This window comes from Nonomuraea sp. NPDC049028 (genome assembly GCF_043197735.1).
Classification (GTDB): Bacteria; Actinomycetota; Actinomycetes; order Streptosporangiales; family Streptosporangiaceae; genus Nonomuraea.
In genome coordinates, this window is the sequence record NZ_JBICTR010000004.1 from 130,945 (window position 1) to 156,457 (window position 25,513).

Below are 25,513 nucleotides of genomic sequence, written 5' to 3' on the forward strand. Positions count from 1 at the left end.
CCGAACGACTCACCCGCCGACCGGATATCGATCCTGTCAGCGGCCCCACTCGGACAGCACGACGTCGACGAACCTCTCCGGCTGTTCCAGGTGCAGGAAATGCCCCGCCTCCGGCCACACCACGGTCGCCGAGCCGGAGTGCGCGGGCAGGCTCGCCTCCCACCGCGCGGCCTCCGGCACGTTGTGGACGGCGAGCACCGGGCAGGCGCGCCTGGCCAGGTAGCGCTCCGACTCCCGGCGCACCCCGAACGCGCCGGGTGCCGTGTACATCCCGGCGTAGCACTCGGCCAGCACATGGCCGGGTGTGGCGGCCAGTTGCTCGGCGATCGGCCCGGGCAGCGGCCCGAGCTGCCGCGACGCCGCGTCCGCGCCCTCGGCGCGCAACGCCGCCAACCGCTGCGGGATGAGAGGCTCCTCCGCCTCGTCCGCGCCATAGGCGGGAGCGATGACCACGAGCGCGCTGACCAACTCCGGATGCTCGACCGCCAGCGCGGTGACCACCTGGGCGCCCATGGAGTGCCCGATGGCCACCACCGGCCCGTCCAGCACCGGCACGAGGTCGCCAGCCAGGTCGACGGGCCGGTATCCGCTGGCGGGAGCCGGGGACCTGCCGTGGCCGCGCAGGTCGGGGGCGATCACCCGACGCTCGCCGAAGTCCAGGGCGCGCCACGTCCGGTGGTCTCCGCCCCAGCCGTGCACCAGAAGCAGCGCAGGCCCGTCGTGGCCCCGGGTCTCAACGTACAGCTTCATACCGAATCCGCTCGAAGCGCGCCGTGCAGCCCTCGCCCGCCAGGTCCTGCACCCAGAACCCGGCGAACGCGCCGGTGAAGCCGAAAGCGCGCATCTGGCCGTCAACGCGCTCGTCCGCATGCTCATCCGACAGGATCGTCGCGTCCAGCTCGGGGCCGTGGTTGAAGCGCACGACCGGCCCGTCGAACTCCACGCGCAGCCTGACCTCGCCCGCCGCGGGGCCCAGCAGGTGCTCGGTGCGAGCGCCCCGGTCACTGCTGGTCAGCACGAGCCCCTCGATGGTCACCGCGAGATAGAACCAGTTACGCGAGTTGTAGTACGCGGTGATGCCGGCGGACTGATGGACGGTGCCGGGCTCGAACCGCATGACCGCCTCCAGCGAGCATTTCTGAGCGGTGACCCGGTGGGCGACCAGGCTCGGGCTGCGCAGTCCGTACGGCGACTGACCACCGTGCACGGTGAGGCCGTCGTGGTCGGCGGTCAGCCAGTCCGGCGAGGGGGGTCGCCGCAGCGTGCTCCAGTCCTGCTCCAGCCCGTTCCAGCCGTCGGCCGCCGGCCACGGGTGGGCGGGCAGCGCGGGCGCGGCCACCTCCACGGCGGGTACGCCGCCCGCCACGCGCGGCCAGCCGTCCACCCACTCCACGCGTTGCAGCGCGCTCTCGCGGCCGAGCACACAGGTGCGGTTGTGGTAGGGCCGGGCCACGAGGTGGGCGACGTACCACTCCCCCGCCGGCGTCTCGACGAGGCAGCCGTGGCCCGCCTTCTGCAGCTCCAGGCTCGGGTCGTGGCGCGAGGTGAGCATCGGCCCGGCCGGGTCCTCCTCGTACGGCCCCGCCATCGAACGGGAACGCAGCACCGTGACCCCGTGCTCGTACCCCGTGCCGCCCTCGGCCACCATCAGGTAGTACCAGCCGTCGATCTTGTACAGGTGCGGACCTTCGGTGATGTTGCGGTTGGGCAGGATCAGCTCGGGTTTGCCGCCGTCGAGGGGCTGCAGCTCGATCCCGGCGAACCCGCGTCCGGGGCGGGAGTCGAAGACCATGTTGAGCAGCCAGCTCCGGCCGTCCTCGTGGTAGAGGGCGGCGTCGAAGCCGCGGCCGGGCAGCCGGACCGGGTCGGACCACGGCCCCTCGATCGAGGGCGCGGTGACCAGGTAGTTGGCGATGTCCTTGTAGCCGAGGGCGTAGTTGTCCATCACGCCGTAGACCAGGTGGAACAGTCCGTCGTGGTAGGTCAGGTCGGGCGCCCAGACGCCGCCGGAGTCCGGCACGCCGGACAGGTCGAGGTGCCCGCGCTCGGTCAGGATGCCGCCGAGCGGGCGCCAGTTCACCAGGTCGCGGGAGTGGTGGACGCGTACGCCGGGATACCACTCGAAGGTCGAGGTGGCCAGGTAGTAGTCCTCCCCCACCCGCACGATCGACGGGTCGGGGTGGAAGCCGGGTAGGACGGGATTGCGGATCAAGCTCATTCCTCCGAGAAAAGCACGAGTGCTACCTCGCTGTTCACTGACCCTTGAGATACGCGTCGGCCTGCTTGGCCATCTCCGCCTGGAGTTTGGCCAGGCCCGCCCGGTCCAGCGCCTTCTTCAGCTTGTCCAGGCCCTGGTCGACGTCCACCGCGCCGATGAACAGCGGGTTGGCGAACTGCGTCATAGCGGCGGTGACCTGGGCGTTCTCCCGCTTCACCGGCTCAGGGTCGGGGACGAAGCTGGCGTACGGGTCGATGGTGAAGTTGTCGATGTCCTGCGCCCAATCGAACCACTTCGCCTCGGACTCGGTCATCTCCTTGATCCGGCGCTCCAGCTTGGCCCGCCAGGCGAGGGCGAAGCCGGGGAAGGTGTAGGTGGACACCTTCTCGTACTTGTCGTCGCCGACGGGCTTCCAGTCCTTGCCGGGGATGCCGTAGTTGAGCAGGTCGTGGTTCTCCTTGATCGACGCCCAGTCCTGCAGCTGCATGGCCTTCTCGTTGCTCTGGCCCTTGGCGTTGAGCACGACGAAGTTGTCACTCTGGAAGGTCTGGTACGGCTTGGCGTTCGCACCGCCTTTGAGCGGCATCACGTTCGCGATCATCGCGCCGGGGACGTTCTTGGTCAGCTCGGGCAGGGCCGCGGAGGACAGGCCGTCGGTCATGGCCCAGGCGGTGGCGACGCGGCCGGCCTTGAACTGGGAGTCCAGCGCCTTCGAGTCGAGGGTGAGCGCGTTCTTGTTGAACAGCCCGTCCTGGTAGTACTTCCGGACCAGGCGCAGCGCGTCCATCATCCCCGGAGCCTCCCAGAACGGGATCGGGTGGGACGAGCCGGTCTGCTTGCCGTCGGCGGCCAGCACGAAGTTGAGCGACTCGCCGGTGAAGGAGGCGAGGCTCATGTTGGGGTTCTCCCACATGTACGGGTTGAGCCAGCCGACCGGGTTCCACGCCACCAGCAGCTTGGGCAGCCGGGAGTTCAGCCCGATCGGGGTGATGTCCTTGTTCTTCTGCTTGACGTCGTACCAGAACTTCTCCAGCCCCGCGAAATCCGTGATGTCGCTCATGCCGTACTTGTCGGCCAGGTCCTGGCGGATGCTGAAGTGGTGGAAACGCGCGACCGAGTTGATCTGCGGCAGGCCGTAGAGTTTGCCGCTCCACCGGTTCAACTCGATGATCTTCGGGTCGATCGTGGCGGTCAGGTTGGGGTACTTGCCGCCGGCCAGCAGGCTGCTCAGCTCGACGATCGAGCCGCTCGCCGCCAGCTGGGTCATGTTGAGCCAACGCGCCTGCAGCGCGGTGTCGAACTTCTCCCCCGCGGTGAACTTCAGCAGCGCCTGCTGGCCGTAGCTGGTCCATGGGATGAACTGCGGTTTGATGGTGAAGCCCAGGTCGGCCTGGAGCTTCTTGTTGACCTCGGCCAGTACGGCGTCCCAGCCGGCCGGCACGTCGCCGGGCAGCAGGAGGCTCAACGCGAGCGCGCCGGCGGCCTGATTGTCGGCGGCCTTCGGCTGGGAGGAGCAGGCGGCGAGGAAGGCGGCTACGGACAGGCCGCCGCCGGCGGCCAGCAGGCCGCGCCGGGACATGGTGGGGTTGGACACGGTGACTCCAGAAGGTGGGGGGATCAGCCTTTGGTGGCGCCGAGGGTGATGCCCTTGACGAAGTAGCGCTGGGCGAAGGGGTAGGCGAGCAGGATCGGCCCGATGGCGACGGTGGTCAGGGCCAGCCGGAGCTGGTAGACGGGAGTGGCCGTCTCGGCCAGCTGCGGCAGCATCTGCGTGAAGGAGATGTTGGAGATGAGGTTCTGCAGCACCAGCGGGAGCGGGAACTTGTGCACGTCGTCGATGAACAGCAGCGCCATGAACCAGTCGTTCCAGTAGTGCACGGCGTAGAACAGGCCCACGACGGCCAGGATCGGCTTGGACAGCGGCAACGCGATCGTGAAGAACATGCGCAGCTCGCCCGCGCCGTCGATCTTGGCCGATTCGAAGATCGACTCCGGCAGCTGGCGGAAGGCGCTGACCTGGACGAAGACCAGGAAGGGCATGACCAGCAGCGGCAGGATGACCGAGAAGTAGCTGTTCTGCAGGTGCAGATACTGCGTGACCAGCAGGTACAAGGGGACGAGGCCGCCGGAGAACAGCATCGGCAGGTAGGAGAAGACGGTCAGCGGCCGGCTGATGCCGGGCACCCGGCGGGCGATCACCCAGCTCAGGCCCGAGGTCACCGCCAGAGACAACGCCGTGCCCACCACGGTGATGAAGACACTGGCGAGGTAGGCGTCCAGCACCGCGGGACCCGTGAAGATCATTTTGTAGGCGGTGAGATCGAAATCCGGGAAAAGGCTGTATCCGGTCGTGGCCAGCACGGACTCGCTGGTGAACGAGCCCGAGATGATCATCCAGAAGGGGATGGCGCAGGCCAGCACGGCCAGGCCGACGCCGACGATGCTGAAGACGGTGAACGGTTCCAGCTTTCTGCCGCTCATAGGATGCTGGTCTCCTTGGAGTACTTGCGCTGGATCAGCACCGCGATCACCACGAGGATGAAGCCGACGACCGACTGGAACAGGCCGATCGCGCCGGTGGTGCCGAAGTCGCCGAGCTGACGCAGGGCACGGAAGACATAGGTGTCGATGACGTCGGTGTTCTCGAACAGGGTGCCGTTGTCGCCGATGATCGCGTAGATGGTGCCGAAGTCGCCGTAGAAGATCCGGCCGACTCCCAGGACCAGCAGCACCGCGGCGGTGGGCTTGAGCAGCGGCAGGGTGATGCGCCAGGCCATCTGGGCCCGCGAGGCTCCATCGATCATCCCGGCCTCGTAGACCTCCTCGGGGATGCCGGTGATCGCGGCCAGGAAGATGACGCTGAGGTAGCCGCCGAGCTGCCAGACCTTCACCACGGTGAGGATCCACGGCCACGGTCCCGGCTCGTTGTACCAGTCCACCGTGGGCAGTCCGAGGCCGGTCATGGCGTCGTTGACCGCCCCTCCCCCGCCGGAGGCTCCAGCGAGCAGGACCTGCAGGATGATGCTGATCACGACCGGGGAGACGAAGTAGGGGAAGAAGACCACGGACTGGGAGGCCCGCTTGAAGAAGGTGCCGCGGATCTCGTTCAGCATGATCGCCAGGAGGATCCCGGCGGCGAGCGTCGCGCCCAGGAACAGCACGTTGAGGAAGAGCGTGTTGAACAGGATCCGTGCCGCGTCCCCGGATTCCAGGAAGTAGGCGAAGTTCGCCAGCCCGTTCCACGGGCTGCCGAAGATCCCCAGGTTGACGTCGAACTCCTTGAACGCCACCACCAGCCCGGCCATCGGCAGGTAGTTGAAGACCAGGAAGAAGACGACCGCCGGTAGCGCGAGCAGCCCGACCGACCAACCCGTCCGTCCCGTCACCTTGCCACGTGTACGGCGTTTGCGGGCGGCCGGCCCGGAAGGCGGACTCGTCTGAGACTCGTGCCTCGTCTGTAGCGTGCTCATCACCTAGGTCCCGTCTGAGGGGCAGCAGCTGACTCTCGGAAGTTCGATAGAAACCGGTCGCTGCGAACGCTACGACTGAGTGACGTCTACCTACAAGGTCGCGTTACGAATACGTTACATATGGGTGTATGTCCTGCTGCAACGTCATCCGTTGACCGGAAGTGGCCGCGCCTCTAGCGTAGAAACCGATGTCTATCGAATGGAGGGCTTCCCCCGTGTCCCCACGCCCGAAGGCGCTGTTCGCCATGCGCGAGGAACACCTCGCACTGCTCTTCCCCGAGCCCTTGCTGCGGCGGCTGGACACGCTGGCCGACATCGACGTGACACTGGTCGCCGAGCGCTTCGACGATCCGCGGCTGGACCTGGCCGACACCGAGGTTCTCATCACCGGCTGGGGCTGCCCGCCGCTCGACGAGACGGTGCTGGCCGCCGCCCCCCGCCTGCGGGCCGTGCTGCACGCCGCCGGCTCGGTGAAGGGCCTGGTCACCCCCGCATGCTGGGAACGCGGCCTGCTGGTCTCCTCGGCGGCCGCGGCCAACGCCGTCCCGGTGGCGGAGTACACCGTCGGCACCATCCTGCTGGCCGGCAAGGGGGTCTTCGCCCTGAGCGAGCGCTACCGGCGCGAACGCGGCTTCACCCTGGCCAAGATCGAGCCCCTGGTCGGCAACAACGGCCGCAGGGTCGGCATCGTGGGCGCCTCGCGAATCGGACGCCGGGTGATCGAGCTGCTGGCGCCGTACGATCTAGACATGTGCCTGTACGACCCGTACACGCGGGTTCCCGGAGTGCGGCGAGCCTCCCTCGAGGAGCTGCTGCGCGGCAGCGACATCGTCAGCCTGCACGCGCCCGCCATCCCGGAGACCCGGCACATGCTGGATCGCACCCGGCTGGCGCTGATGCCGGACGGCGCGGTGCTGATCAACACCGCCCGTGGATCGCTGGTCGACACCGACGCACTGGTCGCCGAGCTGAAGTCCGGGCGGCTGTCGGCGATCCTCGACGTCACCGAGCCCGAGCCGCTGCCGCCCGGCTCGCCGCTGTTCGACCTGCCCAACGCCTTTCTCACTCCACACATCGCCGGCTCGCACGGCAACGAGGTGGCCCGGATGGGGACTCTGGTCCTGGACGAGTTGGAACGCCTGACCGCGGGGCAGCCTCTGGCGCACCGAGTGACCGGTGACGACCTGGACCGGGTGGCTTGATGAATGTCGATCGTGCCACCGTCCGCGACGTGGCCGCCCGGGCCGGAGTCTCCCCCTCCACGGTGTCCCGGGTGATCAAGGGGGACTACCCGGTCGCCCAGTCCACCAAGACACGGGTGCTGCGGGCCATGCGAGAGCTGGACTACGTGCTCAACGTGCACGCCCGCGCCCTGTCCGGGGCCAGCACCAAGACGGTGGCGTTCGTGCTGGACGACGTCACCGGCCCGTCCTTCGCCTACGTCGCCAAGGGCGTGGAGCAGCAGGCCACCGCTGAGGGACGCCTGTGCATGGTGTGCGCCACGAACGGTGACCCCGCCCGGGAGCTGGCCGTGGTCGAGGCCATGCGCGAGCAGCGCGCCGACGCGGTCATCCTGGTCGGCGGCGGCGCGCTGGACGACGCCTACCGCGAACGCATGTCCCACTTCGCCCACGCCCTGGACAAGGCCGGCTCCCGGCTCGTGCTGTGCGGGCGGCCGCCGCTGGGCGACGACGTGCCCACCACCGTGGTCGAGTACGACAACGAGGGCGGCGCCTACGCCATGACCAGCCACCTGCTCTCCCAGGGACACCGGCACATCGCCCTGATCGGCGCCGACCACCCCGGCCAGGCGAGCACGACCAAGCTCGACCGGGTGCGCGGTTTCGTCCGGGCCCACGAGTCGTTCGGGGTGCCCTACGACCCGGACCTGATCGTCCCGGCAGGCTTCGACCGCGCCGACGGACAGGCCGCCGCCCGCCGGCTGATCACCCTCGGCGCCCGGTTCACCGCCGTCTTCGCCGCCACCGACATGGTCGCCATCGGCGTGCTCGCCGCACTGCGCGAGGCCGGACTACGCGTGCCCGAAGACGTGTCGCTGGCCGGTTACGACGACATTCCGTTCGCCGCCGACCTCTCCCCCGGCCTCACCACCGTACGCATCCCCACCGAAGAGCTGGGCAGGACCGCGGTCAGGCTCGCGCTCGACCGCCGGCAACCCCAGCACGTCGTCCTGGGCACCCACATCGTGGTCCGAGGCTCGGTCGGTCCCGCAACCCCGCGCTGACCGTACGAGGCCCGTCGTCAGGACGGCGGGTCCTCGGAGGCGGGCATCGTGAAGAATCTCAGGAACACCGGCCGCGCTCCCGGCGACGCGTCCTCCTGCGCGCGGCCGAATCTGGACAGCAGTTCCATGTACGCCTCGAAGAACTCGTCGAGTTCTTCCCGGGTCAGGTGAGTGAGCCCGCGGGACGCCCTCGCCCACTCCCCGTACCGCTGGTGGTCTCGGAAGAAGCGCCGGGCGAGTTCCAGCTCCTGCTCGACCTTGAACTCGGTGATCTCGTCGAGGAGCTGCTGCGACTCCTCGTCCATCTCACCCGGCGGGGGCCATCTCAGGTCGGCGCTGATCTGGCGCCACCAGCGCTCCTTTCCGTTCGACCGCTCGGGGATCTCCTCGATGAACCCGTTGCGCTCCAGCTGGCGCAGGTGATAGCTGAGCGTCCCGGTGTTCTCACCGAGCGCCCGGCCGAGCGTGGTGGACGTGGCCGGGCCGTGGATGCCGAGATGCCGCAGGATCCGCTGTCGTAGCGGATGGCCGAGCGCCTTGTGCGCACCTGGATCACTGAGCTGCCGGATCGACGGTCTGTTCGCCACGCTGTGAGCCTACCGCCCCTCGCCTTCACATTGCAGAATTTTCGCTGCAGCATTTCTTCTGCAATACTCCGTCGCGGTGACCCCCGTTGCCATGACCGACGCGACAAGGAGTGACCGATGACATCAGTGGCCGCGGACGAGCAGGCGGACGAGCACGTATCGAGACGGCGTTCACTCGCTGCCGGACTTCTGGCCCTGGGCGTGCTCCTGCTGATCGCCGTCGGCGCGATCTGGGACACCACCCCCACCGCCGTGAGCCCGGCCTCCGCGCCCGACCGGGAGTTCAGCGCGCAGCGGGCCTTCACCCAGGTCGAGCGCTTCGCCGTCAAACCCCACCCCGTCGGCACGGCCGAACACACCCGGGTCCGCGACTACCTGGTCGGCGAGTTGCGGCGATTGGGCCTGCGGCCCGAGGTGCAGGAGGCGGTGGGCGTCTCACCCATCGACGAGCGGGGCGACCCGATCACCGCCGGGCGCGTCTTCAACATCGTCACCGTGATACCCGGGACGGCTCCCACGGGCCGGGTCTTCGTCACCGCTCACTACGACTCGGTCCCCGAGGGTCCGGGTGCCAACGACGACGGGGCCGGTACGGCGAGCGCGATCGAGACGGCCAGAGCGCTGGTCGCGGACGGTAAACGGCTGCGCAACGACGTCGTGTTCCTGATCACCGACGCCGAGGAGGCCGGGCTCCTGGGTTCGGAGGCGTTCGTCAAAGCACACCCGCTCGCACGGGGGCGGAGCGTGGTGCTCAACAACGAGGCGCGCGGGGCCAAGGGGCCGGTGCTGATGTTCCGGAGCACGGAGTCGAACTCCGGCCTGATCTCCATGTTCGGATCGGCGGCGCCCATGCCCGTGGCCGACTCCGTGTACGCCGAGCTGATGAAACTGCTCAACAACGACACCGACTTCACCGCCTTCAAACCCGGCGGGATGGCCGTGCTGGACTCCGCCTACGCCAACGCGGGGACCCTGTACCACAGCGTTCTCGACGACCCCGCGCACGTCGATCTGGCGGCACTGCAGCAGATGGGCGACAACACGCTGGCGCTCGTGCGCGCGTTCGGCGGCACCGACCTGGCCCGGCTGACCACCGGGAACGACCTGGTCTACTTCAACCTTCCGCCCGGCCTGCTGGTTCGCTATCCGACCTGGGCGGCCACGCTGCTGGGCGCCGTCGCCCCGCTGGCGGCACTGGCGCTGATTCTCCTGGCCCGCCGCCGGGGCGTGGTCACCTTGCGGCGTACGCTCCTCGGCACCGCGCTCGCCCTGATCCCGATCGGGCTCGGGGTGGGCGCCGGTGTCTACTTCTGGGACCTGCTCAAGGCGATCCGGCCCGAACTCAGCGGAACCGCCACCACGACGCCGTACCGGCCGGAGCTGTTGTGGCTCGCCGTACTGATGCTCGCGAGCACGATCCTCATCGCCTGGTACGCGCTGCTGCGCCGTCGCGTCGGCCCCGCCGAGCTGGCGCTGGGCATGCTGACCTGGGCGGCCCTGATCGGTCTCGGACTCGGCATCGTGTCTCCCGGCGCCTCGCACCTCGCCGCGTGGCCCGCCTTGGGGGCGGCGCTGGGCGGGCTGGCCGCACTCCGCTGCCCGCCGCGGTGGCGCGTCCTCATCCTCGCCGCCGCTCTCGTACCGGGCGCCCTGATCCTGCTGCCCAGCGCGTGGAACACCCTGCCGACCGGCCTGCAGTACGCGGGCTACGCCCCCATGCCGCTGATGATCCTGTTCGGCGGCCTCCTGCTGCCGTTGATCGAGGTGATCTGGCCTCACAGGCGTACCCCGCTGATCCCGCTGACGGCGCTGGTCGTCTCCATCGCCCTGGTGGCGGCGGGCCTGCTGATCGAGCCGATCGACAAGGAGCACCCACGGCGAACCAGCCTGGCGTACGGCCTCGACGCGGACACCGGCAAGGCCGTCTGGCTGACCTCGAAGGCGCCCGACCAGTGGGCCCGCCGCTATGGCGGCGCCAACGCGACCGGCCAGCTCGCGGAGCTGTGGGGCGGCGGGTCCAAGCTCCTCAGCCCGGCGAAGGCCGCCGCGCTGCCGGCGCCCTCGCTGCGGGTGCTCGCGGACACGACCCAGCAGGGCGTGCGAACCCTGCGCGTCCGGATCCGCTCCGAGCGCGGAGCGGACACGGTCGGCTTGCGGGTGTACGGGGACACCGCGACGGTAGGTTCGCTGACCGTCGAGGGCCGCTCCATCACGCCCGATCCGGCGGGCTTCGTCTTCCACGCCCCGGGGCCGGCGGGGGTCGAGGCGTCGCTGACCATCAAGACTCCCGGCGACAAGATGCGGCTGCGGGTCACCGATACGAGCCGGAATCCCAGTGAGATGTCCGCGCTTCCCGGCTTCATCGCCCCACCGGGCTGGCTGTTCCTCGGCGACACCAGGATCTCCGTCACCAAGGCCTACACCATGTGACGACCCGACCTGGCGATGGCGGCGGCGGTGACCGGGGTGAAGAAGTTGACGAGGTTGCCGTCCGGGTCGCGGAACAGCAGCGACCGATTGCCCCAGGGCATCGTGGTGGGCTCGGTGACGACGTCGGTGACGAACCCGGTCAGGTTCTGGTGCACGCGGTCCACGTCGTCGACGAGGAACTCGATGATCACGCTGTGGTTGTCGGCCGGGCGGGCGGACCCGGGAGCGAACAGCGGCACCGTGCGGGTGCCGGCGATCGCCAGCGTGGCGCTGGAGGTCTTGAGCTCCGCGAAGTCCTCGGTGGACCAGACCGCCCCCACCCCGGTGACCTTCTCGTAGAACTCGACGAGGCGAGCGACATCACCGGTGATGATGCGGATCGAAACGAAGTCCATGGCGTTCCTCCTGAAGTCGTTGAGCCTTGGCGCTTCGCACGCTACGGGCAATACTGGACAGAATCGGTCCACTATCGGCCGTAGGCTCGCAGACATGTCCCGTCCTACCGGCCGCGTGCTCACCCTCCTGGAACTGCTGCAGTCGGGCGGCACCCGGACGATGGCCGAGCTCGCCGACCGGCTCGGCGTCGACGGCCGCACCGTGCGGCGGTACGTCGACCAGCTCATCGACCTCGGCATACCCATCGAGGCGGTGCGTGGCCGCTACGGCGGGTACCGTCTCGGCCGCGGCTACCGTCTGCCGCCGCTCATGCTCAACGACGACGAGGCGCTGGCCGTGTTGCTCGGCCTGATCGCCGGTCGGCGTACGGGGTTGGCGACGGCCGCCGGGACCGCGAGCGAGACGGCGGCGGCCAAGATCCGGCGGGTGCTTCCCGAACGTCTCACCCGCGGGCTCGACACAGTCCTGGAATCCCTCGCCTTCACCAAGCCGTCCGGCGAGCCGGTCACGCCGGACGCCGAGACCCTGCTCACCATCGCCGACGCGGTACGCCACCACCGTCCCGTCTCGATCAGGTACACCGATCGGGACGGCCGGCGCAGCGACCGCACGCTGCACCCGTACGGGATCGTCAACCACTCGGGCCGCTGGTACGTCACCGGCGCGGATCCCTCGATCGGCGAGAACCGGACCTTCCGCCTCGACCGCGTCACGGACGCCAGAACGCTGCCCGGCTCCTTCGAGGTACCCGCCGGACCGGACCCGGCGCAGCGTGTCCTGTCGGGGTTCGCCACCGCCTCCTACCGGTACGAGGTGACCTTGCGGATACACGGGACGGTCGAGCAGATCCGCGCTCGCCTTCCCGCGAGCCTCGCGAGCGTGGCGGAGATCGCCGCCACCACAGGCCAGGCCGTGGTGGCGGAAACCTCCCCCACCGCGGGCCAGGATCCGGCGGCCGAGCGGTGGCTGCGCGTCGAGCTACGGGCCGAACGGCTCGACTGGTTGCCCGCGTTGCTCGCCGCGCTCGACCGGCCGTTCGTCATCGAGCGTCCCGGCGAACTACGCGACCTCGTCGTCGCGCTCGCCGACCGGCTCGCGTCCCATGCTCGCCGAACCTGACCGCCCTCCACGACCCCGGCGTGGATCGGTTCAGCTGGTCACCCCAGCGGGCGTGCTGGGCGCAGGGCGGCGAACCAGCGGCCCTGCTCCTGCCAGCTCTCGGCGAGGTCGAAGCCGCTGGATTCGGCGAGCCGGCCGATGTCGTCGGCCGACACCACGGCCCAGGCGAACCAGTCGCCCGCGATGTCGGCACGGCGCAGGCGGACGCGGTCGACCCGGCTGGTCACGCCCGGGGGTTCGACCTCGGCGACGACCTCGCCGCCTGGCCGTACGAGCTCGCGTACCCGGCGCAGCAGGACACGTGGATGTCCGCCGATGCCGATGTTGCCGTCGGCGAGCAACGCGGTCTGCCAGCTTCCCGTCCGGGGGATCACGTCGAAGACGCTCCGGAGCAGCGCGTAGCCGCCCGCTCGCCGGGTCAGGTGTACGGCGCGCGGCGCGATGTCGATGCCGAGAGCGTGCACGCCCCGATGGTTCAACGCGACGGTCAGCCGGCCGGGACCCGATCCGATGTCGAGTGTGGGGCCCGCGCACCGGCTCAGCATTGCCTCGTCGCCGTCTATCGGCTCGAACCAGCCGGCCACGTTCAGCGGCCGACGGGTCCCATCGGCGTGCTCGATCTCGACGGTGGCGCCGGACAGGGCCTCGGCGTAGATCTCACCTATCATCGGCGCGCGCCCGTCTCGGCCGGCTGTGTCAGCTGGGCCAATGGCGCCACCTCAGCCAGCGGTGTCACCTGCGCCGAAGGCGGCGTCATCTCGGCCAGTGTCGCCGCGAAGCGGGAGCCGGGAGCTTCGGCGGCGACGTGGAAGGCGTCGGCGGCCGTGTCGATGTCGGTCAGCTCGGGCAGGTGCCGAACGCTCAGGCCGGCCTCCGCGAGCCGGTCGAGCTGGGCGCGGCCGGTGTACGGCTGGGACATGGGCACCCCGAGGAGCAGGCGCGGATCGGGCCGCCGCAGGCCGAGCAGCCAGAAGCCGCCGTCGGCCGACGGACCGTAGACCGCGTCGTGCTCGACCAGGGCGCTGGTGGCCGCGTCCAGCAGGGCGGGGCTGACCTGCGGGGTGTCCATGCCGATGAGCACGACCGGCTCGGGGCGCAGCCGGTAGGTGTCGGCGAAGGCGGCGGCCAAGCGCTCGTCCAGGCCGTTCCCGCGCTGCGGGATGACCACGAAGCCGTCGGGCAGCCAGGTGCCGGGCAGTCCGTCCAGGGCCAGGACGCGTTGGGTGGCGGGCGCCCGTGCCACGGTGGTCAGGCTGTCTTCCAGCGACGCCTCGGCCAGGCGGGCCGCCTGGCTCGGCGTGAACGGTGGCGTCAGGCGGGTCTTGACGCGGCCCGCGACCGGTTCCTTGGCGATGACCACGAGCTGCGCCGCCCCTGGAGTGATCTTCATGGTCCGACAGTAGGGCCGGTGACCTGGGGCGACCCTTACGGGATTGTTACGGGTGGCCGTCTCTTACGCTGTCTCTTACGGGGTTGTTACGGGTCGCCGTGGCGACGGCCCCAAGCGGGCAGAGGGTGACACGCTCGGTTCGTGAGCAGACACACGGTGTTCGCCGGCGCGACGCTGGTCGCCCTGGTGCTCGTCCTGATCAGGATGGCGTTGGGCGGGCCCGGCCTGCTCAACTGGTACCTGCTGGCATGGGGGTTGTTCGCGGCCGCCTTCTGGTGGGCGCGCAAGGTGCCGAAGCGGGAGCTGACCCTGCTGGTCGTGGCGGGCGGGATCGTGGTGACCGCCACCGGCCTGGTCGCGCCGCCGAGTACGAGCACCGACTCCTTCCGGTACGCGTGGGACGGCCGGGTGCAGGCAGCCGGGCACTCGCCGTACGACTACGCGCCCGCCGATCCGGCGCTCGGCCCGCTGCGCGATGGCTGGCTCTTCCCCGATGACTGCGCCGCGCCCGGCCTCGCCCACTTGGCGGAGGGAGTCTGCACGCGCATCAACAGACCGCTCGTGCACACCATCTACCCGCCGCTGGCCGAGGGCTATTTCCGGCTGGTGCACTGGTTGTCGCCGGATGGGGCGCGGCACAAGCCGTACCAGGTGGGTGGCGCGCTGATGGCGATCGCGGTGCTGCTGGCACTGCTGCGATGGACCGGCCTCCGACAGGCGGCGTGCTGGGCGTGGTGCCCGGCCGTGCCCGCGGAGGCGGTCAACAACGCGCACGTCGACATGCTGGGCGTACTGCTGGTGGTGCTCGCCTTCTGCGTGGTCCGGGGCAGAGGAGCGCTGCTCGGCGCCGGGATCGCGGCCAAGCTGCTGCCGGCCGTCACGCTTCCCGGCGCGCTGTCCGGGGTGCTGCGCGACGGGGTCGCCTGGCGGCGTGTCCTGGCCGTCGTGCTGCCCGCCGGGGCCGTCGTCGTGCTGGCCTATCTGCCGTATGTGCTCGCCTCGCGGGCTTCCGTGCTGGGCTACCTGTTCGGCTACTTCCAGGAGGAGGGCTACGAGGCGCCGTCGGCGAGAGCGCGGTACGGGGTGTTGCGGCTGGTCATGCCGGATTCTTGGACGCCGTTCGCCGCCGTCGCCGTCCTGGGTCTGGTGATCTGGCTCGTGCTACGCCACGGTGACCCGGACCGCCCGTGGGAGGGAGCGCTGCTGGTCAGCGGATCGCTCCTGCTCCTGCTCACCCCGGCCTACTCCTGGTACGCGCTCCTGGTCGTCGCGCTGGCCGCCATGGACGGGCGATGGGAGTGGCTGGGCGTGGCGCTGGCCGGCGCGGCCGCCTACCTGTTCGGCCCGTCCACCCTGGCCTATGCCCTGGCCACGGTGGGGGTCGTCGCGGGCTGGGCCGTACGACAGAGGCGTGCGGCCGGCACCCTCGAGGAGGCAGGAGCACGATGATGTTCATCCAGACGCTCTCGGCCAGGTTCACCAGCCGCCTGAGGTCGGAGCAGGTGTCGGCCCGGCTCGGCATGTGGCTGGGGATCAGCTTCACGCTCGCCTTCGCGACGGGGCTGTTCAGCCACTTCACCCAGCATCCGCCCACCTGGCTGCTGTGGCCGTCGCGGCCGGTCAACCTGTACCGCGTCACGCAGGGCCTGCACGTCATCGGCGGCATCGCCACGGTGCCGCTGCTCCTGGCGAAACTGTGGACCGTCTACCCGAAGTTGTGGCAGTGGCCGCCGCTGCGCTCGGCGGGCCACGCGGCCGAGCGGCTGTTCGCCCTGCTCCTCGCGGCGGGCGCGGCGCTGAGGGCATGGTTGATCGTGGCGGGGATGGTGACGCTCGCGACTCTGCCGACGGTCTTGGCGCTGGGCAGGCGGGCGGACAACCCGTCGATCCTGCCGCACGACTACGCGCTCAACCTGCTGATCGTCCTGGCCGGGACCGGGCTCGTCGCCGCCGTCATCCGTCTCGCAGGACGGCTCGCATATCGGAGATCGCCCGAACCGTCCCGCGAACGGTCCCAGTGACCTTCGACCGCCCGCGACGGGCCAGGTAGCCGATGTCGACCTCGGCGATCCGCCACCCGGCGCCCGCCGCCCGCAGCACCATCTCCAGCGGGTAGCCGAACCTGCGGTCCCGCAGCCCGAGCGCCAGGAGTTCGGCCCGGCGGCAGGCCCGCATCGGCCCCAGGTCGTGCAGGGCCGCACCGGTACGGCGGCGCAGCTTCGCAGCCAGCACCGCGTTGCCCAGCCTGGCGTGCAAGGGCCACGACGCGCCAGGCCGGCGCACCCTCCTGCCGAGCACCAGATCGCTCTCCCCGCCCAGGACCGGGGCGACGACCTCGGGCAGCTGCCGCGGATCGAGGGAAGCGTCGGCGTCCATGAAGCACACCAGCTCGGACGTGGCGGCCAGCAGCCCCGCGTGGCAGGCCGCGCCGAACCCGCGCCGCGGCTCGCTCACCACCAGCGCGCCCAGCTCCGCGGCGATCTTCGCCGAGGAGTCGGTGGAGCCGTTGTCGGCCACGATCGGGCGGTAGCCCGGCGGCATCCGCTCGAGCACCCAGGCGAGGGCGGCTTCCTCGTTCAGGCAGGGCAGCACTACATCGATGGTCGTTGTCATGGCGTCCCCAGAGCGGGTCATGGCGTCCCCAGAGCGGCGGTGGCGAACTCCTTCATGCCGGTCTCGAAGCCGATCTCGGCCTCGAACCCGAGCTCGGCGCGGGCCCGGCCGGGCGCGGCGACGATGTGCCGGACGTCGCCCAGCCGGTATTCGCCGGTGACGGCGGGCTCGGGCCCACCGCGCTCCGCCGCCAGGGCGGCGGCCATCTGCCCGACGGAGTGCGGGACGCCGCTGGCGATGTTGTACGCGACCAGGCCGCCCGCGACCGGCTCGGCCTCGGCGGACGCCAGGTTCGCCCGCGCCACGTCGCGCACGTGCACGAAGTCGCGCATCTGACAGCCGTCCTCGAACACCCGGGGCGCCCGTCCGGCTTCCAGAGCCGACCTGAAGATGGCGGCGACACCCGCGTAGGGAGTGTCGCGCGGCATCCGCGGCCCGTACACGTTGTGGTATCTCAGCGCCACCGCGCTCCCGCCGGTCTCTCTCGCCCAGTTCGCGGCCAGGTGTTCCTGGGCCAGCTTGGTCGTGGCGTAGGCGTTGCGCGGGTCCATCGGCGCGTCCTCCCCGATCACGGCCGAGCGCACCGCCTCGCCGCAGACAGGGCAGGACGGGTCGAACCGCCCCCGCTCCAGGTCGGCCGCCGAGCGTGGGCCGGGCCGGACCCGGCCGTGTTCGGCGCAGTCGTAGGCGCCCTCGCCGTAGACCACCATCGAGGAGGCCAGCACCAGCCGCCCGACGTGATGTGTGGCCATCGCGGCCAGCAGCACGGCGGTGCCGTACACGTTGACCGAGGCGTAGTCCGGCAGGTCGGCCACGTTCACGCCGAGCCCGACCTTCGCCGCCTGATGCACCACCAGATCCACCTCGGGCAGCAGCCGATCCAGGGTGTCCCGATCGCGAAGATCGGCCCCGTCGCGCAGATCGAGTCCCGACACCTCATGCCCGGCCGCCTCGAACAACTCGACGACATGACTTCCAATGAAACCGGCCGAGCCGGTGACCATTACCCTCACCTCACCGACAGTAATGATCGGAACCGGTCGGCCGAAGGAGGCGGGGACTGACGTTCGCAACCTGTAAGAACCTCGAAGAGAAGCGCCCGCACCCACCACCCGAATGCCCTCTGGCACCGAGCATCCAGACAAGGCGATTCACTCATCGTAAATATGTCGTCCACTGCCCGAAATTACCGTTGCTGATGATGGGAGAAAAAGAGCGGACAAGGAGTAAGGAGACGTCTTGAAGATGCGCGCAGCGCGAATGTACGGCTTCAAGCAGCCGTTGCGAGTCGAAGAGGCTCCGATTCCCGAACCGAACCCGGACGAGGTTCTCATCAAGGTCCAGGCCACGGGAATGTGCCGCAGCGACTACCAACTCCTCGACGGCTACTTCCCGGTGGAGCTCACGTTCCCCTACATTCCCGGCCACGAAATCGCGGGCCGGGTCGCTCAGCTGGGCACCGGCATCCCGGCTTCCGCCGGCTTGTCGGAAGGCGTCATCCCCGCAGGGGCTACGGCAAGCTCCTCGCGGGCTCCGCGCAGGCGCCGCGATCTGGGCGACGTCCTCGAACGAGGGCCCGAAATGACTACCCGAGATTCCCCCTGGCTGTTACGGCACGCTGCTCCAGCACCCGCCGAGCCCGACGGAAGGGGGAAAACCCGAAAGGCGAACGTAGGTGCACGAGTCTTGCCAAGGGCTGCCAGGCACGGGGCGTCGTGGTGGATGACCAGCGGGAAGAACAGCCCACAGGAGGCGAAGCGGACGCCTGTCGGCGTGCCGTCATCATGGGCGGTCCGGCCACCAAACCGCTGCCGGAGGTACAGATCAGGGTCGACGGGGACACGATCTCACTTGCCTGAAGCTCACTCGCCAGGGCCGCGTCTCCCGCTTTCGCCAGGCGTTGCGCTGATCTGACAGCACGTGCTGGAGTCGGGATCGGGACGCAAGATGCGCTTGACATATTCGTGGCCGCAGGAAGGCTCACCATGACGACCTCGGAGATCGAGCACCGCGAGAGTTCGGCGGACCTCATCTCGGTGCTGGACGCGCGCACGCCCAAGACCGGCGGCAACGACGGCGGCTGGCCCGGTCTGACTCTTTACCGCTTCACCGAGCCGGTGGCTCCCGCATGGGAGGAGATTCAGTCACTGTCGCTCGGGATCGTTTCGCAGGGCAGCAAGGCAGTGATCGTGGATGGCAGCCGCTATGTCTATGACCCGTTCCATTACCTTGTGCTCGGCGGCAACCTGCATTTCCAGGCCGAGATCCTGCAGGCCAGCCCCCGCGAGCCGTTCCTGTCCTTTGTCCTGGAGATCGATCCGGCGCTGGTGCGAAAGGTCTCCACCGACATGCTCGGCCGGCGCTCCAGCGCGTTCGACGTGGTTTCGGAGCCGGGCGAGGCCGACCGGTGCGTCGTCTCCCCCCTCGATCCGGAACTCATGGCGGCGGTCCTGCGATTTCTGCGCTCGCTCGACAGCGGCGCCGATCGACGGGTGCTGGCGCCGATGTGCGTGGAGGAGATGGTCTATCGCGTGTTACGCCGCGAGCAGTTCTCCCGGATGCTGCACCTCGCGGCAAGGCAGGCCTCGCGGACCCCGATCTCCGCCGCGCTCACGTTCGCCCGAGCGCATTACGCGGAGCCGTTGACGGTCAATGACCTGGCCAGACAGGTGGCCTTGAGCCCGTCCGCGTTCTCGGCCTTGTTCCGCGAGACCACCGGCCGCACGCCGTATCAGTTTCTCAAGGACTACCGGCTCGACCGGGCGCGCGAACTGCTTGTCGACCGCCGGATGACGGTCTCCGAAGTATCCCGTCACGTGGGCTACGCAAGCGTTTCGCATTTCATCAAGGAATTCCGCAACCGCTTCGGCGATACACCGGCGGCCTACGTCGACGCGCACAACCTGGAGGCAGAGCTGCGCAGGATGCGCTCAGACGTTGAGTAGGGCCGGATCCCGCCCGCGGCAGCGCGAACCGGCCGCACTGACCGCCAATAGTCATGGATTTCCTATACGGGTTCAGCGTCGTAAACTCATCCCGCGCAGGAGTGGGTACGTGCGACCGTGGCCCGCACAGTCGGCGATCCGTCATATCAATCCAGGGGGTTGGCAGGCGTGGCTGTGCCAGTTCGTCCGGGGGGCGGCGAGGCCGGGCCGGCCTCCGGCGTACGTCTGCAGATTCTCGGTCCGTTGCGACTTTGGCGTGATGGTGTCGAGCTGGATACCGGCCCCCGGCAGCAGGCGTACCTGCTCGCGCTGCTCCTGGCCCGTGAGGGCCGGCTGGTCAGCACGAGCGAGCTGGTCGAGCTGATCTGGGACGGCGGCGATCCCGCCAGTGCCGTCAACGTCATCCACAAGTATGTCGGCGCGCTGCGGCGATTACTCGAGCCCGCGCTCCCGATCCGCGGGACCGGCTCGTACCTGCGGCGGAAGGGTAACGGGTATCTGTTCGCCGCTGGGACCGGCATGCTGGATCTGGTCGTCTTCCGGCAGTGTGTCCAGGCCGCCGGCGCGGCGCTCGCGGAGCAGCGGCGCGAGGCGGCGCTGGACTCATACGTGGCGGCGTTGGAGCTCTGGCAGGGCTCCGCGGGCGAGGGGCTGGCCTACGGACCCGCCGCGATGTCGATCTTCGCGGGGCTGGATGACGAGTTCTTCGCCGCCTGCGCGGCGGCCGCCGAACTCGCGATGTCGCTGGGCCGCCCGGAGCGCGTGCTGCCCCACGTGCAACTGGCCGCCTCGATGGCGCCGCTGCACGAGCCCGTGCAGGCGAGCCTCATCTCCACCCTGGGCGCCGCCGGACAACAGGCGCAGGCGCTGGCGGTATACCGGACGGTCCGTACGCGCCTGGTCGAGGAGCTCGGCATCGATCCCGGCCCGGCGTTGCGGGCCGCGCACAAGCGGGTGCTGAGCGAGACTTCGACGATGGCCGATGGGCAGCCGTTGGCGACGGGGCAGCCGTTGGCGACGGGGCGGACGGCCGCGGCAGCCGAGACGCAGCCTGCCGGTGGCCTGGTCGGCCGGGCCGAGGAACTCGCGGTGCTCCGGCAGGCGGCGGAGTCGGCGATGGCCGGAGGCAGGGGGCTCGTCGTCGTCGATGGCGAGCCGGGGGTGGGCAAGACCCGCCTGCTGGAGGAGATCGCCGCCGAGGCGGATCGGCGGGGTGCGCTCGTCGTCTGGGGCCGCTGCCTGGAGGGCGAGGGAACGCCGTCGATGTGGCCGTGGGTGCAGGTGGTCGGCACGGTCCTGGAGGCGCTGCCCACGGCGGCGCGGGCGAAGTGGCTCTCCGGCGCGCTCGGCCGGCTCGTCGACCCGCGCGAGCACGGCGTCGACGCGCCGACGTTGTCGGAAGGCGGCGCCCAGTTCCGCCTGTTCGAACGGGTCGTGGCCGCCATCGGCGAGCTCTCGGCGCGGCGGCCGGTGCTGCTCGTCATCGACGACCTGCAGTGGGCCGACGTCGCCTCGCTGCATCTGTTCAGCCATCTGGCCGCCCGGCTGCCGGGTGGCGCCGTGATCATCGGGGCCCTCCGCGACCGCGCGCCCGTGCCCGGCACGGAGCTGTCGCGGATGCTCGCCGCGGCGAGCCGGGTGTCCGGCCAGCGCCGCGTCCACCTCGGCCCGCTCAACCTGGCCGAGGTGACCGAGATCGTCCGTGGCGAGATCGGTCAGGTTCCCGGCCCGGACGCCGCCAGTGGCATCCACGCCCGTACCGCCGGCAATCCGTTCTTCGTCCGGGAACTGTCCCGGCTGCTCGCCGACGGCGGCGTGCTGACCGCGGACGCCGTGGCCCGGGCAGGAGTGCCGTCCACCGTGCGTGACGTCGTACGCGACCGGATGGCCGGTCTCGACGACGGCGCCCGGGGCCTGCTCCAGGTCGCCGCGCTCATCGGCCGGGACGTCGATCTCCGCCTGCTCACCCGCACCGCCGGCCTCGACGTCCCGACCTGCCTGGACCGCCTCGAACCGTTGGAGGCGCTCGGCCTGCTCGGACCGGCCCTCGATGACCCGTACTCCTTGCGTTTCGCGCACGACCTGGTCCGCGAGTCGGTCGCCGGGACCACCCCGCGGCGGCGTACGCCGCGGCTGCACCTGAGCGTCGCGGACGCGCTGGAGGGCATCGGCTCCGAGGGCGAGTCCGTCGCCGAGCGCCTGGCCTACCACCTGTGGGCGGCCGGCCCGCTGGCGGACCCGGCCCGGACCGCGGGAGCCCTGGTGCGCGCGGGCCGCCGCGCGGCGGCCAAGTCCGCGTTCGAGGCCGCCGAGCGGCAGCTGCGGATGGCCGCGCAGGTAGCGCGGACGGCGGGCCTGGCCGAACTGGAGTTGTCCGCGCTGTCGCAGCTCACCGCGGTCGTCGGGATGCGTTCGATGTACGGGGCCGCGGCACTCGAGCTGCTGGAACGCGCCGAGCACCTGGCCCGTGACCTCGGCCGTGAGCTGGAGGCCACCGACTTCCTCTTCTCCCGCTGGGTCGTGCACGCTCAGGGCATTCAGCTCGACCGCAGTGGCACGCTGGCGCGCCAGTTGCTCGATCACGGCCAGGCGTCCAGCGACCCGATCGTGTACGCGTACGGCCTGGAAGCCTGGGGCCTTCATCAGTGGGATGTGGGCAACATCGGGGAGGCTTTCCACTTCCTCAACAAATCCCATCAGATCATGCTGAACGGCCTCGCCAGGCGCGAGGAGAACCCGGTCCGGCACGACCTGCAGCTGCTCATGGCCGGAATGCTCGCGGAGATAACCACGCTCCACGGCGACGTCGAAACAGGGCGGGCACTGCTCGACACGCTGGAGACCGAGACGGGCGACGCCCCTTACGCGGTCACGATCTGGTCCGCCATCGCCGTGCGGATGGCGGCGATCATCGGCGACCCGGCCGAGGCGGCGCGCGCGGCGGAGCGGGGGATCGCCGTGGACCCCGAGTTCTCCTTCGTCTTCCTCGGCACCTACCAGCGGCTGGCCCGGTGCTGGGCGCAGGCCATGACCGGCGAGGACCCGGCCGGCGCCGCGGCGGAGGCCGAGCGGATCATCGTCGCGCACCTCGTCGACCCGCCGCTTTCGTGCGTCGCCACTTGGTACGGGCTGCTCGGCGAGATGCGGCTCGCCGCCGGAATGCCGGCCGAGGCCGCCGCGGCGCTGGACCGGGCCGACTACTACCTCGACGCCTACGGCCAGCGCTACTCGGAAGGGCTGATCCTGCTGCTGCGAGCGCGGCTGCTGCAGGCTCTCGGCGAGCCCGTCGCGGTCGTCCGGGCCGCCGCCGAGAAGGCCCGGGCGTTGTCCGCCGAACGTGCGGCCCACCTGTTCACCCGCCGCGCCGAAGAGTTCCTGGCGGAACTCGGCGCTGATCGGGCCCAGTGATGAGTCCAGTGCGTCTTCACATCTCATCAACAAGGGTGCGCGCGCGGGTTTCACTTGCCGTCCAGTAGCTGTCAAGCACGTACCTCGTATGTTTCGGGCGTAGACGACGAACGACACGAGGAGCGGGAACCGTGAAGGTTTTGATCGTGCTGACCTCGCATGACCAGCTGGGTGACACCGGGCGCAAGACCGGGTTCTGGCTGGAGGAGCTTGCCGCGCCGTACTACCACTTCAAGGACGCCGGGTGGGAGATCACGCTGGCCTCACCGAAGGGCGGGCGGGCGCCTTTGGACCCGAAGAGCAACGAGGAACAGTCCAAGACCGACCAGACCCGCCGGTTCGAGGCCGACGCCGCCGCCGAGGCTCAGCTGGCCCAGACGGTGCGGCTGGATTCGGTGTCGGCCGACGACTTCGACACGGTCTTCTACCCGGGCGGTCACGGTCCGCTATGGGACCTGGCCGAGGACGAGGCGTCGATCGGGCTGATCGAACGGATCGTCGACACGGGCAAGCCTCTCGCGATGGTGTGCCACGCGCCGGGCGCGCTGCGTCACGCCAAGAAGCCGGACGGCACCCCGCTGGTGGCCGGCCGCAGGCTGACCGGCTTCACCGACAGCGAGGAAGAGGCCATGGGCCTGACCAAGGTCGTGCCCTTCCTGGTGGAGGACGAGCTCATCGCCAAGGGCGCCGACTTCTCCAAGGTCGGCGACTTCGAGTCGTACGTGGTGACCGACGGACTGCTCATCACCGGACAGAACCCCGCTTCCTCCGGACCCGCCGCACTCGAGCTGATCGCACTGGTCGGCAAGAGCGCGGCCTAGCCCTCCCTTCAACTCGACTCACGGATGAGGAACCACAGATGAGCGATGCCACCGCACCCTCCTTCGCCGGCCTGGCCCATTTCGCCTTCACCGTCAGGGACCTCGAGGCCAGCGTGGCGTGGTACCAGAAGGTCTTCCAGGCCGAACTCGTGAACGGCAAGCTGCCGCACTACGGCCGCGAGTGGACCGGATACGCGGAGCTCGTCATCGAGCCCCGCACCGGCCTGGCCATCGGCCTGCACCACAACGCGGCCAACCAGGGCGAGGAGTTCGACGAGGTGCGGACCGGCCTCGACCACATCTCCCTGAAGGTGGACGGCCGCGAGGGACTGCTCGCCTGGTCGGACTGGCTCGACAGGCTCGGCGTCGCGCACTCCGGCATCCAGAGCGTGAAGGAGCCCTTCGTCTACTCGGTAGTCATCTTCCGGGACATCGACAACATTCAGCTTGAGGTCATGGCCGTCGGCGTCTGACGCGGTCCTCCCGCAGGCGGCTCGGCTGAGACCCGGTCAGCCGCCTGCGGGTGGAGCGGCGCTCTGCCGGATCGTGAGGGTGGTGGCCAGTTCGAGGCCGACCCGCGGCGTTTCCTCTCCGCGGCCCAAGGCGAGGGCCAGCTCGGTGGCGGCCGCGGCCATCTCGGTCAGTGGCTGGTGAACGGTGGTCAGCGGAGGGTCGACCAGGGCGGCGACGGGCAGATCATCGAAGCCCACCACGCTCAGGTCCGCCGGGATCCGCAGCCCCAGCGCCCGCGCGGCCTGGTAGACGCCGAGCGCCTGCAGGTCGTTGCAGGCGAAGATCGCCGTAGGGCGTTCCGGGCGGCGATTCAGCAGGTCGAGCGCGGCCACGCGGCCGTCTTCCATGGTGAGGTCGGTGCGTACGACAAGGTCCGCGTCCACCGGCAGGCCGGCGGCGTCCAGCGCGGAGCGATAGCCGTCCAGCCTGGCCCGGCAGCACAGCACCGCGTCGGGGCCGCTGATCATCGCGATCCTGCGGTGTCCCAGCCCGATCAGATGATGGGCGGCCGAGCGGCCACCGGACCAGTTCGTCGCTCCGACGAAGGGGACGTCATCCGGCAGCTCGGTGGTGGGGTCGAAGACCACGAACGGGATGCCTCTGGCCCGCAGCTGCTCGCGCTGCTCCTGCGACAGCTGCGCCACCGTCACGACGCAGGCCGGGCGGCGGGCCAGGGTGTCGTCGTTCGGGTAGCCGACCGCGTCGCCCTGCGGGCCGAACTCCGTCAGCACGACTCCCACCCGCTGCCGGCGGGCCACCCGCTCGACGCCGCGGATGATCTCGATCCCCCACATGTCTTCGAGCTCGTCGAAGCCCACCACGCTCAGGTCGTCCGGGATGTGCAGGCCGAGCTCGCGGGCCGCCTTGTAGACGCCCAGCGCCTGCAGGTCGTTCGCGGCGAAGATGGCCGTGGGGCGGTCGGGGCGAGTCAGCAGGGCCTGGGCCGCGGCGCAGCCGTCCTCGCTGGTGAGCGGGGAGTGGACGATCAGGCTGGGGTCCACGGACAGCCCGGCCGCCTCCAGCGCCGAGCCGTAGCCCGCCTGCCGTGCGCGGAAGCACAACACGTCCTTCGGTCCGCCGATCATGGCGATGCGCCGGTGCCCCAGCTCGATCAGGTGGCGGGTCGCGGATCGGCCGCCCCGCCAGTTGGTGGCGCCGACGAACGGCACGTCGAAGCCCTGCCGGAACCCGTCGAGCGCGTCGCGCCCGGTCCCGCATCTCGTCGCTGCCGGTGTGCCCCGAGTCCTCCACGATGTGGAGCTTCGCGTCGGGCCAGGCCCGGGACAGGTACCAGGCCGGGCCGGCTGGGTCGCTCAGGTCGAGGTAGCCGTGGATCAGGATGCCCGGGATCGCGCCGT

Annotated in this window: 23 protein-coding genes; 11 read left to right on the forward strand and 12 right to left on the reverse strand. The window is 70.1% G+C overall.

Annotated elements, in window-relative coordinates; genetic code table 11:
• Positions 1 to 36 precede the first annotated feature (36 nt).
• Genes ACGFJ2_RS16310 through ACGFJ2_RS16330 form a run of 5 tightly spaced genes read right to left on the reverse strand, consistent with a single transcriptional unit; the run spans position 37 to position 5,604 of the window.
• On the reverse strand, positions 37 to 750 hold the full coding sequence (locus ACGFJ2_RS16310) for an alpha/beta fold hydrolase (protein ID WP_393468769.1): 714 nt from the start codon (positions 748 to 750) through the stop codon (positions 37 to 39).
• The gene (locus tag ACGFJ2_RS16315; RefSeq protein ID WP_393468772.1) at positions 734 to 2,218 is read right to left on the reverse strand and encodes a glycoside hydrolase family 43 protein; all 1,485 of its coding nucleotides are present in this window, start codon (positions 2,216 to 2,218) and stop codon (positions 734 to 736) included. The genes ACGFJ2_RS16310 and ACGFJ2_RS16315 overlap by 17 nt, the downstream gene beginning before the upstream one ends.
• A 34-nt stretch (positions 2,219 to 2,252) precedes the next feature.
• A complete protein-coding gene (locus ACGFJ2_RS16320) occupies positions 2,253 to 3,812 on the reverse strand; it encodes a DUF3502 domain-containing protein (protein ID WP_393468775.1) in 1,560 nt (519 codons plus the stop codon).
• A gap of 23 nt (positions 3,813 to 3,835) precedes the next feature.
• Positions 3,836 to 4,699: a carbohydrate ABC transporter permease gene (locus tag ACGFJ2_RS16325; RefSeq protein ID WP_357952525.1), complete on the reverse strand. Its 864-nt coding sequence runs from the start codon at positions 4,697 to 4,699 to the stop codon at positions 3,836 to 3,838.
• Positions 4,696 to 5,604 carry an ABC transporter permease subunit gene (locus tag ACGFJ2_RS16330; protein WP_357952524.1) on the reverse strand — a complete coding sequence of 303 codons (909 nt, stop codon included), beginning with the start codon at positions 5,602 to 5,604 and terminating at the stop codon, positions 4,696 to 4,698. The genes ACGFJ2_RS16325 and ACGFJ2_RS16330 overlap by 4 nt, the downstream gene beginning before the upstream one ends.
• 299 nt (positions 5,605 to 5,903) lie before the next feature.
• On the opposite strand from ACGFJ2_RS16330, the gene ACGFJ2_RS16335 reads away from it, so the two are divergent.
• Complete coding sequence (locus ACGFJ2_RS16335; protein WP_393468779.1) at positions 5,904 to 6,890, forward strand: hydroxyacid dehydrogenase; 987 nt, start codon at positions 5,904 to 5,906, stop codon at positions 6,888 to 6,890.
• Positions 6,890 to 7,933: a LacI family DNA-binding transcriptional regulator gene (locus ACGFJ2_RS16340; RefSeq protein ID WP_357952522.1), complete on the forward strand. Its 1,044-nt coding sequence runs from the start codon at positions 6,890 to 6,892 to the stop codon at positions 7,931 to 7,933. The genes ACGFJ2_RS16335 and ACGFJ2_RS16340 overlap by 1 nt, the downstream gene beginning before the upstream one ends.
• A gap of 17 nt (positions 7,934 to 7,950) precedes the next feature.
• Here ACGFJ2_RS16340 and ACGFJ2_RS16345 read toward each other — a convergent pair whose 3' ends face one another.
• Complete coding sequence (locus ACGFJ2_RS16345) at positions 7,951 to 8,520, reverse strand: ArsR/SmtB family transcription factor (RefSeq protein WP_393468782.1); 570 nt, start codon at positions 8,518 to 8,520, stop codon at positions 7,951 to 7,953.
• Between the two features lie 117 nt (positions 8,521 to 8,637).
• On the opposite strand from ACGFJ2_RS16345, the gene ACGFJ2_RS16350 reads away from it, so the two are divergent.
• Positions 8,638 to 10,950, forward strand: coding sequence for a M20/M25/M40 family metallo-hydrolase (locus ACGFJ2_RS16350; protein WP_393468785.1), 2,313 nt, complete (start codon positions 8,638 to 8,640; stop codon positions 10,948 to 10,950).
• Here the strand turns inward: ACGFJ2_RS16350 and ACGFJ2_RS16355 are convergent.
• On the reverse strand, positions 10,938 to 11,345 hold the full coding sequence (locus ACGFJ2_RS16355) for a VOC family protein (protein ID WP_393468788.1): 408 nt from the start codon (positions 11,343 to 11,345) through the stop codon (positions 10,938 to 10,940). The genes ACGFJ2_RS16350 and ACGFJ2_RS16355 overlap by 13 nt on opposite strands.
• Positions 11,346 to 11,439: 94 nt before the next feature.
• Between ACGFJ2_RS16355 and ACGFJ2_RS16360 the strand changes: the two genes are divergently transcribed.
• Complete coding sequence (locus tag ACGFJ2_RS16360) at positions 11,440 to 12,465, forward strand: helix-turn-helix transcriptional regulator (protein ID WP_393468791.1); 1,026 nt, start codon at positions 11,440 to 11,442, stop codon at positions 12,463 to 12,465.
• Between the two features lie 38 nt (positions 12,466 to 12,503).
• On the opposite strand, the gene ACGFJ2_RS16365 is transcribed toward ACGFJ2_RS16360, so the two are convergent.
• The gene (locus ACGFJ2_RS16365; protein ID WP_357952517.1) at positions 12,504 to 13,133 is read right to left on the reverse strand and encodes a methyltransferase domain-containing protein; all 630 of its coding nucleotides are present in this window, start codon (positions 13,131 to 13,133) and stop codon (positions 12,504 to 12,506) included.
• A complete protein-coding gene (locus ACGFJ2_RS16370) occupies positions 13,130 to 13,855 on the reverse strand; it encodes a TIGR04282 family arsenosugar biosynthesis glycosyltransferase (protein WP_393468793.1) in 726 nt (241 codons plus the stop codon). The genes ACGFJ2_RS16365 and ACGFJ2_RS16370 overlap by 4 nt, the downstream gene beginning before the upstream one ends.
• Before the next feature lie 141 nt (positions 13,856 to 13,996).
• Here ACGFJ2_RS16370 and ACGFJ2_RS16375 point away from each other — a divergent pair, with 141 nt between their 5' ends.
• Both ACGFJ2_RS16375 and ACGFJ2_RS16380 read left to right on the forward strand, forming a co-directional pair.
• Positions 13,997 to 15,304, forward strand: a complete 1,308-nt coding sequence (locus tag ACGFJ2_RS16375) for a glycosyltransferase 87 family protein (protein ID WP_393468796.1) — start codon at positions 13,997 to 13,999, stop codon at positions 15,302 to 15,304.
• Positions 15,301 to 15,876: a hypothetical protein gene (locus ACGFJ2_RS16380; RefSeq protein WP_393468799.1), complete on the forward strand. Its 576-nt coding sequence runs from the start codon at positions 15,301 to 15,303 to the stop codon at positions 15,874 to 15,876. The genes ACGFJ2_RS16375 and ACGFJ2_RS16380 overlap by 4 nt, the downstream gene beginning before the upstream one ends.
• Here the strand turns inward: ACGFJ2_RS16380 and ACGFJ2_RS16385 are convergent.
• Both ACGFJ2_RS16385 and ACGFJ2_RS16390 read right to left on the reverse strand, forming a co-directional pair.
• Positions 15,809 to 16,468, reverse strand: a complete 660-nt coding sequence (locus ACGFJ2_RS16385; RefSeq protein WP_357952512.1) for a glycosyltransferase family 2 protein — start codon at positions 16,466 to 16,468, stop codon at positions 15,809 to 15,811. The two genes, ACGFJ2_RS16380 and ACGFJ2_RS16385, sit on opposite strands and share 68 nt — an antisense overlap.
• A gap of 17 nt (positions 16,469 to 16,485) precedes the next feature.
• Positions 16,486 to 17,481, reverse strand: coding sequence for an NAD-dependent epimerase/dehydratase family protein (locus ACGFJ2_RS16390; protein WP_393468802.1), 996 nt, complete (start codon positions 17,479 to 17,481; stop codon positions 16,486 to 16,488).
• Positions 17,482 to 17,728: 247 nt separating this feature from the next.
• Between ACGFJ2_RS16390 and ACGFJ2_RS16395 the strand changes: the two genes are divergently transcribed.
• The 5 genes from ACGFJ2_RS16395 (at position 17,729) to ACGFJ2_RS16415 (ending at position 24,115) form a co-directional block, all read left to right on the forward strand.
• Positions 17,729 to 18,382 (forward strand): alcohol dehydrogenase catalytic domain-containing protein, encoded by a 654-nt coding sequence (locus ACGFJ2_RS16395; RefSeq protein WP_393470010.1) that lies wholly within the window; start codon positions 17,729 to 17,731, stop codon positions 18,380 to 18,382.
• A 71-nt stretch (positions 18,383 to 18,453) separates the two neighbouring features.
• Positions 18,454 to 19,413: an AraC family transcriptional regulator N-terminal domain-containing protein gene (locus tag ACGFJ2_RS16400; protein ID WP_393468805.1), complete on the forward strand. Its 960-nt coding sequence runs from the start codon at positions 18,454 to 18,456 to the stop codon at positions 19,411 to 19,413.
• A gap of 243 nt (positions 19,414 to 19,656) precedes the next feature.
• Positions 19,657 to 22,821 (forward strand): BTAD domain-containing putative transcriptional regulator, encoded by a 3,165-nt coding sequence (locus tag ACGFJ2_RS16405; RefSeq protein ID WP_393468808.1) that lies wholly within the window; start codon positions 19,657 to 19,659, stop codon positions 22,819 to 22,821.
• A gap of 131 nt (positions 22,822 to 22,952) precedes the next feature.
• A complete protein-coding gene (locus ACGFJ2_RS16410; protein ID WP_393468811.1) occupies positions 22,953 to 23,642 on the forward strand; it encodes a type 1 glutamine amidotransferase domain-containing protein in 690 nt (229 codons plus the stop codon).
• 38 nt (positions 23,643 to 23,680) lie between these two features.
• Positions 23,681 to 24,115, forward strand: coding sequence for a VOC family protein (locus tag ACGFJ2_RS16415; RefSeq protein ID WP_357952508.1), 435 nt, complete (start codon positions 23,681 to 23,683; stop codon positions 24,113 to 24,115).
• A gap of 36 nt (positions 24,116 to 24,151) precedes the next feature.
• Here ACGFJ2_RS16415 and ACGFJ2_RS16420 read toward each other — a convergent pair whose 3' ends face one another.
• On the reverse strand, positions 24,152 to 25,324 hold the full coding sequence (locus ACGFJ2_RS16420) for a substrate-binding domain-containing protein (protein ID WP_393468814.1): 1,173 nt from the start codon (positions 25,322 to 25,324) through the stop codon (positions 24,152 to 24,154).
• Positions 25,325 to 25,513: the final 189 nt, after the last annotated feature.

What these genes read in the sequence shown, in the direction of transcription:
- ACGFJ2_RS16415 (WP_357952508.1), top strand. Translation starts at nt 23,681, where the DNA reads ATGAGCGATGCCACCGCACCCTCCTTCGCCGGCCTGGCCCATTTCGCC.
- ACGFJ2_RS16370 (WP_393468793.1), bottom strand. Translation starts at nt 13,855, where the DNA reads ATGAAGATCACTCCAGGGGCGGCGCAGCTCGTGGTCATCGCCAAGGAA.
- ACGFJ2_RS16360 (WP_393468791.1), top strand. Translation starts at nt 11,440, where the DNA reads ATGTCCCGTCCTACCGGCCGCGTGCTCACCCTCCTGGAACTGCTGCAG.
- ACGFJ2_RS16315 (WP_393468772.1), bottom strand. Translation starts at nt 2,218, where the DNA reads ATGAGCTTGATCCGCAATCCCGTCCTACCCGGCTTCCACCCCGACCCG.
- ACGFJ2_RS16340 (WP_357952522.1), top strand. Translation starts at nt 6,890, where the DNA reads ATGAATGTCGATCGTGCCACCGTCCGCGACGTGGCCGCCCGGGCCGGA.
- ACGFJ2_RS16395 (WP_393470010.1), top strand. Translation starts at nt 17,729, where the DNA reads ATGTACGGCTTCAAGCAGCCGTTGCGAGTCGAAGAGGCTCCGATTCCC.
- ACGFJ2_RS16355 (WP_393468788.1), bottom strand. Translation starts at nt 11,345, where the DNA reads ATGGACTTCGTTTCGATCCGCATCATCACCGGTGATGTCGCTCGCCTC.
- ACGFJ2_RS16365 (WP_357952517.1), bottom strand. Translation starts at nt 13,133, where the DNA reads ATGATAGGTGAGATCTACGCCGAGGCCCTGTCCGGCGCCACCGTCGAG.
- ACGFJ2_RS16310 (WP_393468769.1), bottom strand. Translation starts at nt 750, where the DNA reads ATGAAGCTGTACGTTGAGACCCGGGGCCACGACGGGCCTGCGCTGCTT.
- ACGFJ2_RS16400 (WP_393468805.1), top strand. Translation starts at nt 18,454, where the DNA reads ATGACGACCTCGGAGATCGAGCACCGCGAGAGTTCGGCGGACCTCATC.
- ACGFJ2_RS16380 (WP_393468799.1), top strand. Translation starts at nt 15,301, where the DNA reads ATGATGTTCATCCAGACGCTCTCGGCCAGGTTCACCAGCCGCCTGAGG.
- ACGFJ2_RS16385 (WP_357952512.1), bottom strand. Translation starts at nt 16,468, where the DNA reads ATGACAACGACCATCGATGTAGTGCTGCCCTGCCTGAACGAGGAAGCC.
- ACGFJ2_RS16325 (WP_357952525.1), bottom strand. Translation starts at nt 4,699, where the DNA reads ATGAGCGGCAGAAAGCTGGAACCGTTCACCGTCTTCAGCATCGTCGGC.
- ACGFJ2_RS16350 (WP_393468785.1), top strand. Translation starts at nt 8,638, where the DNA reads ATGACATCAGTGGCCGCGGACGAGCAGGCGGACGAGCACGTATCGAGA.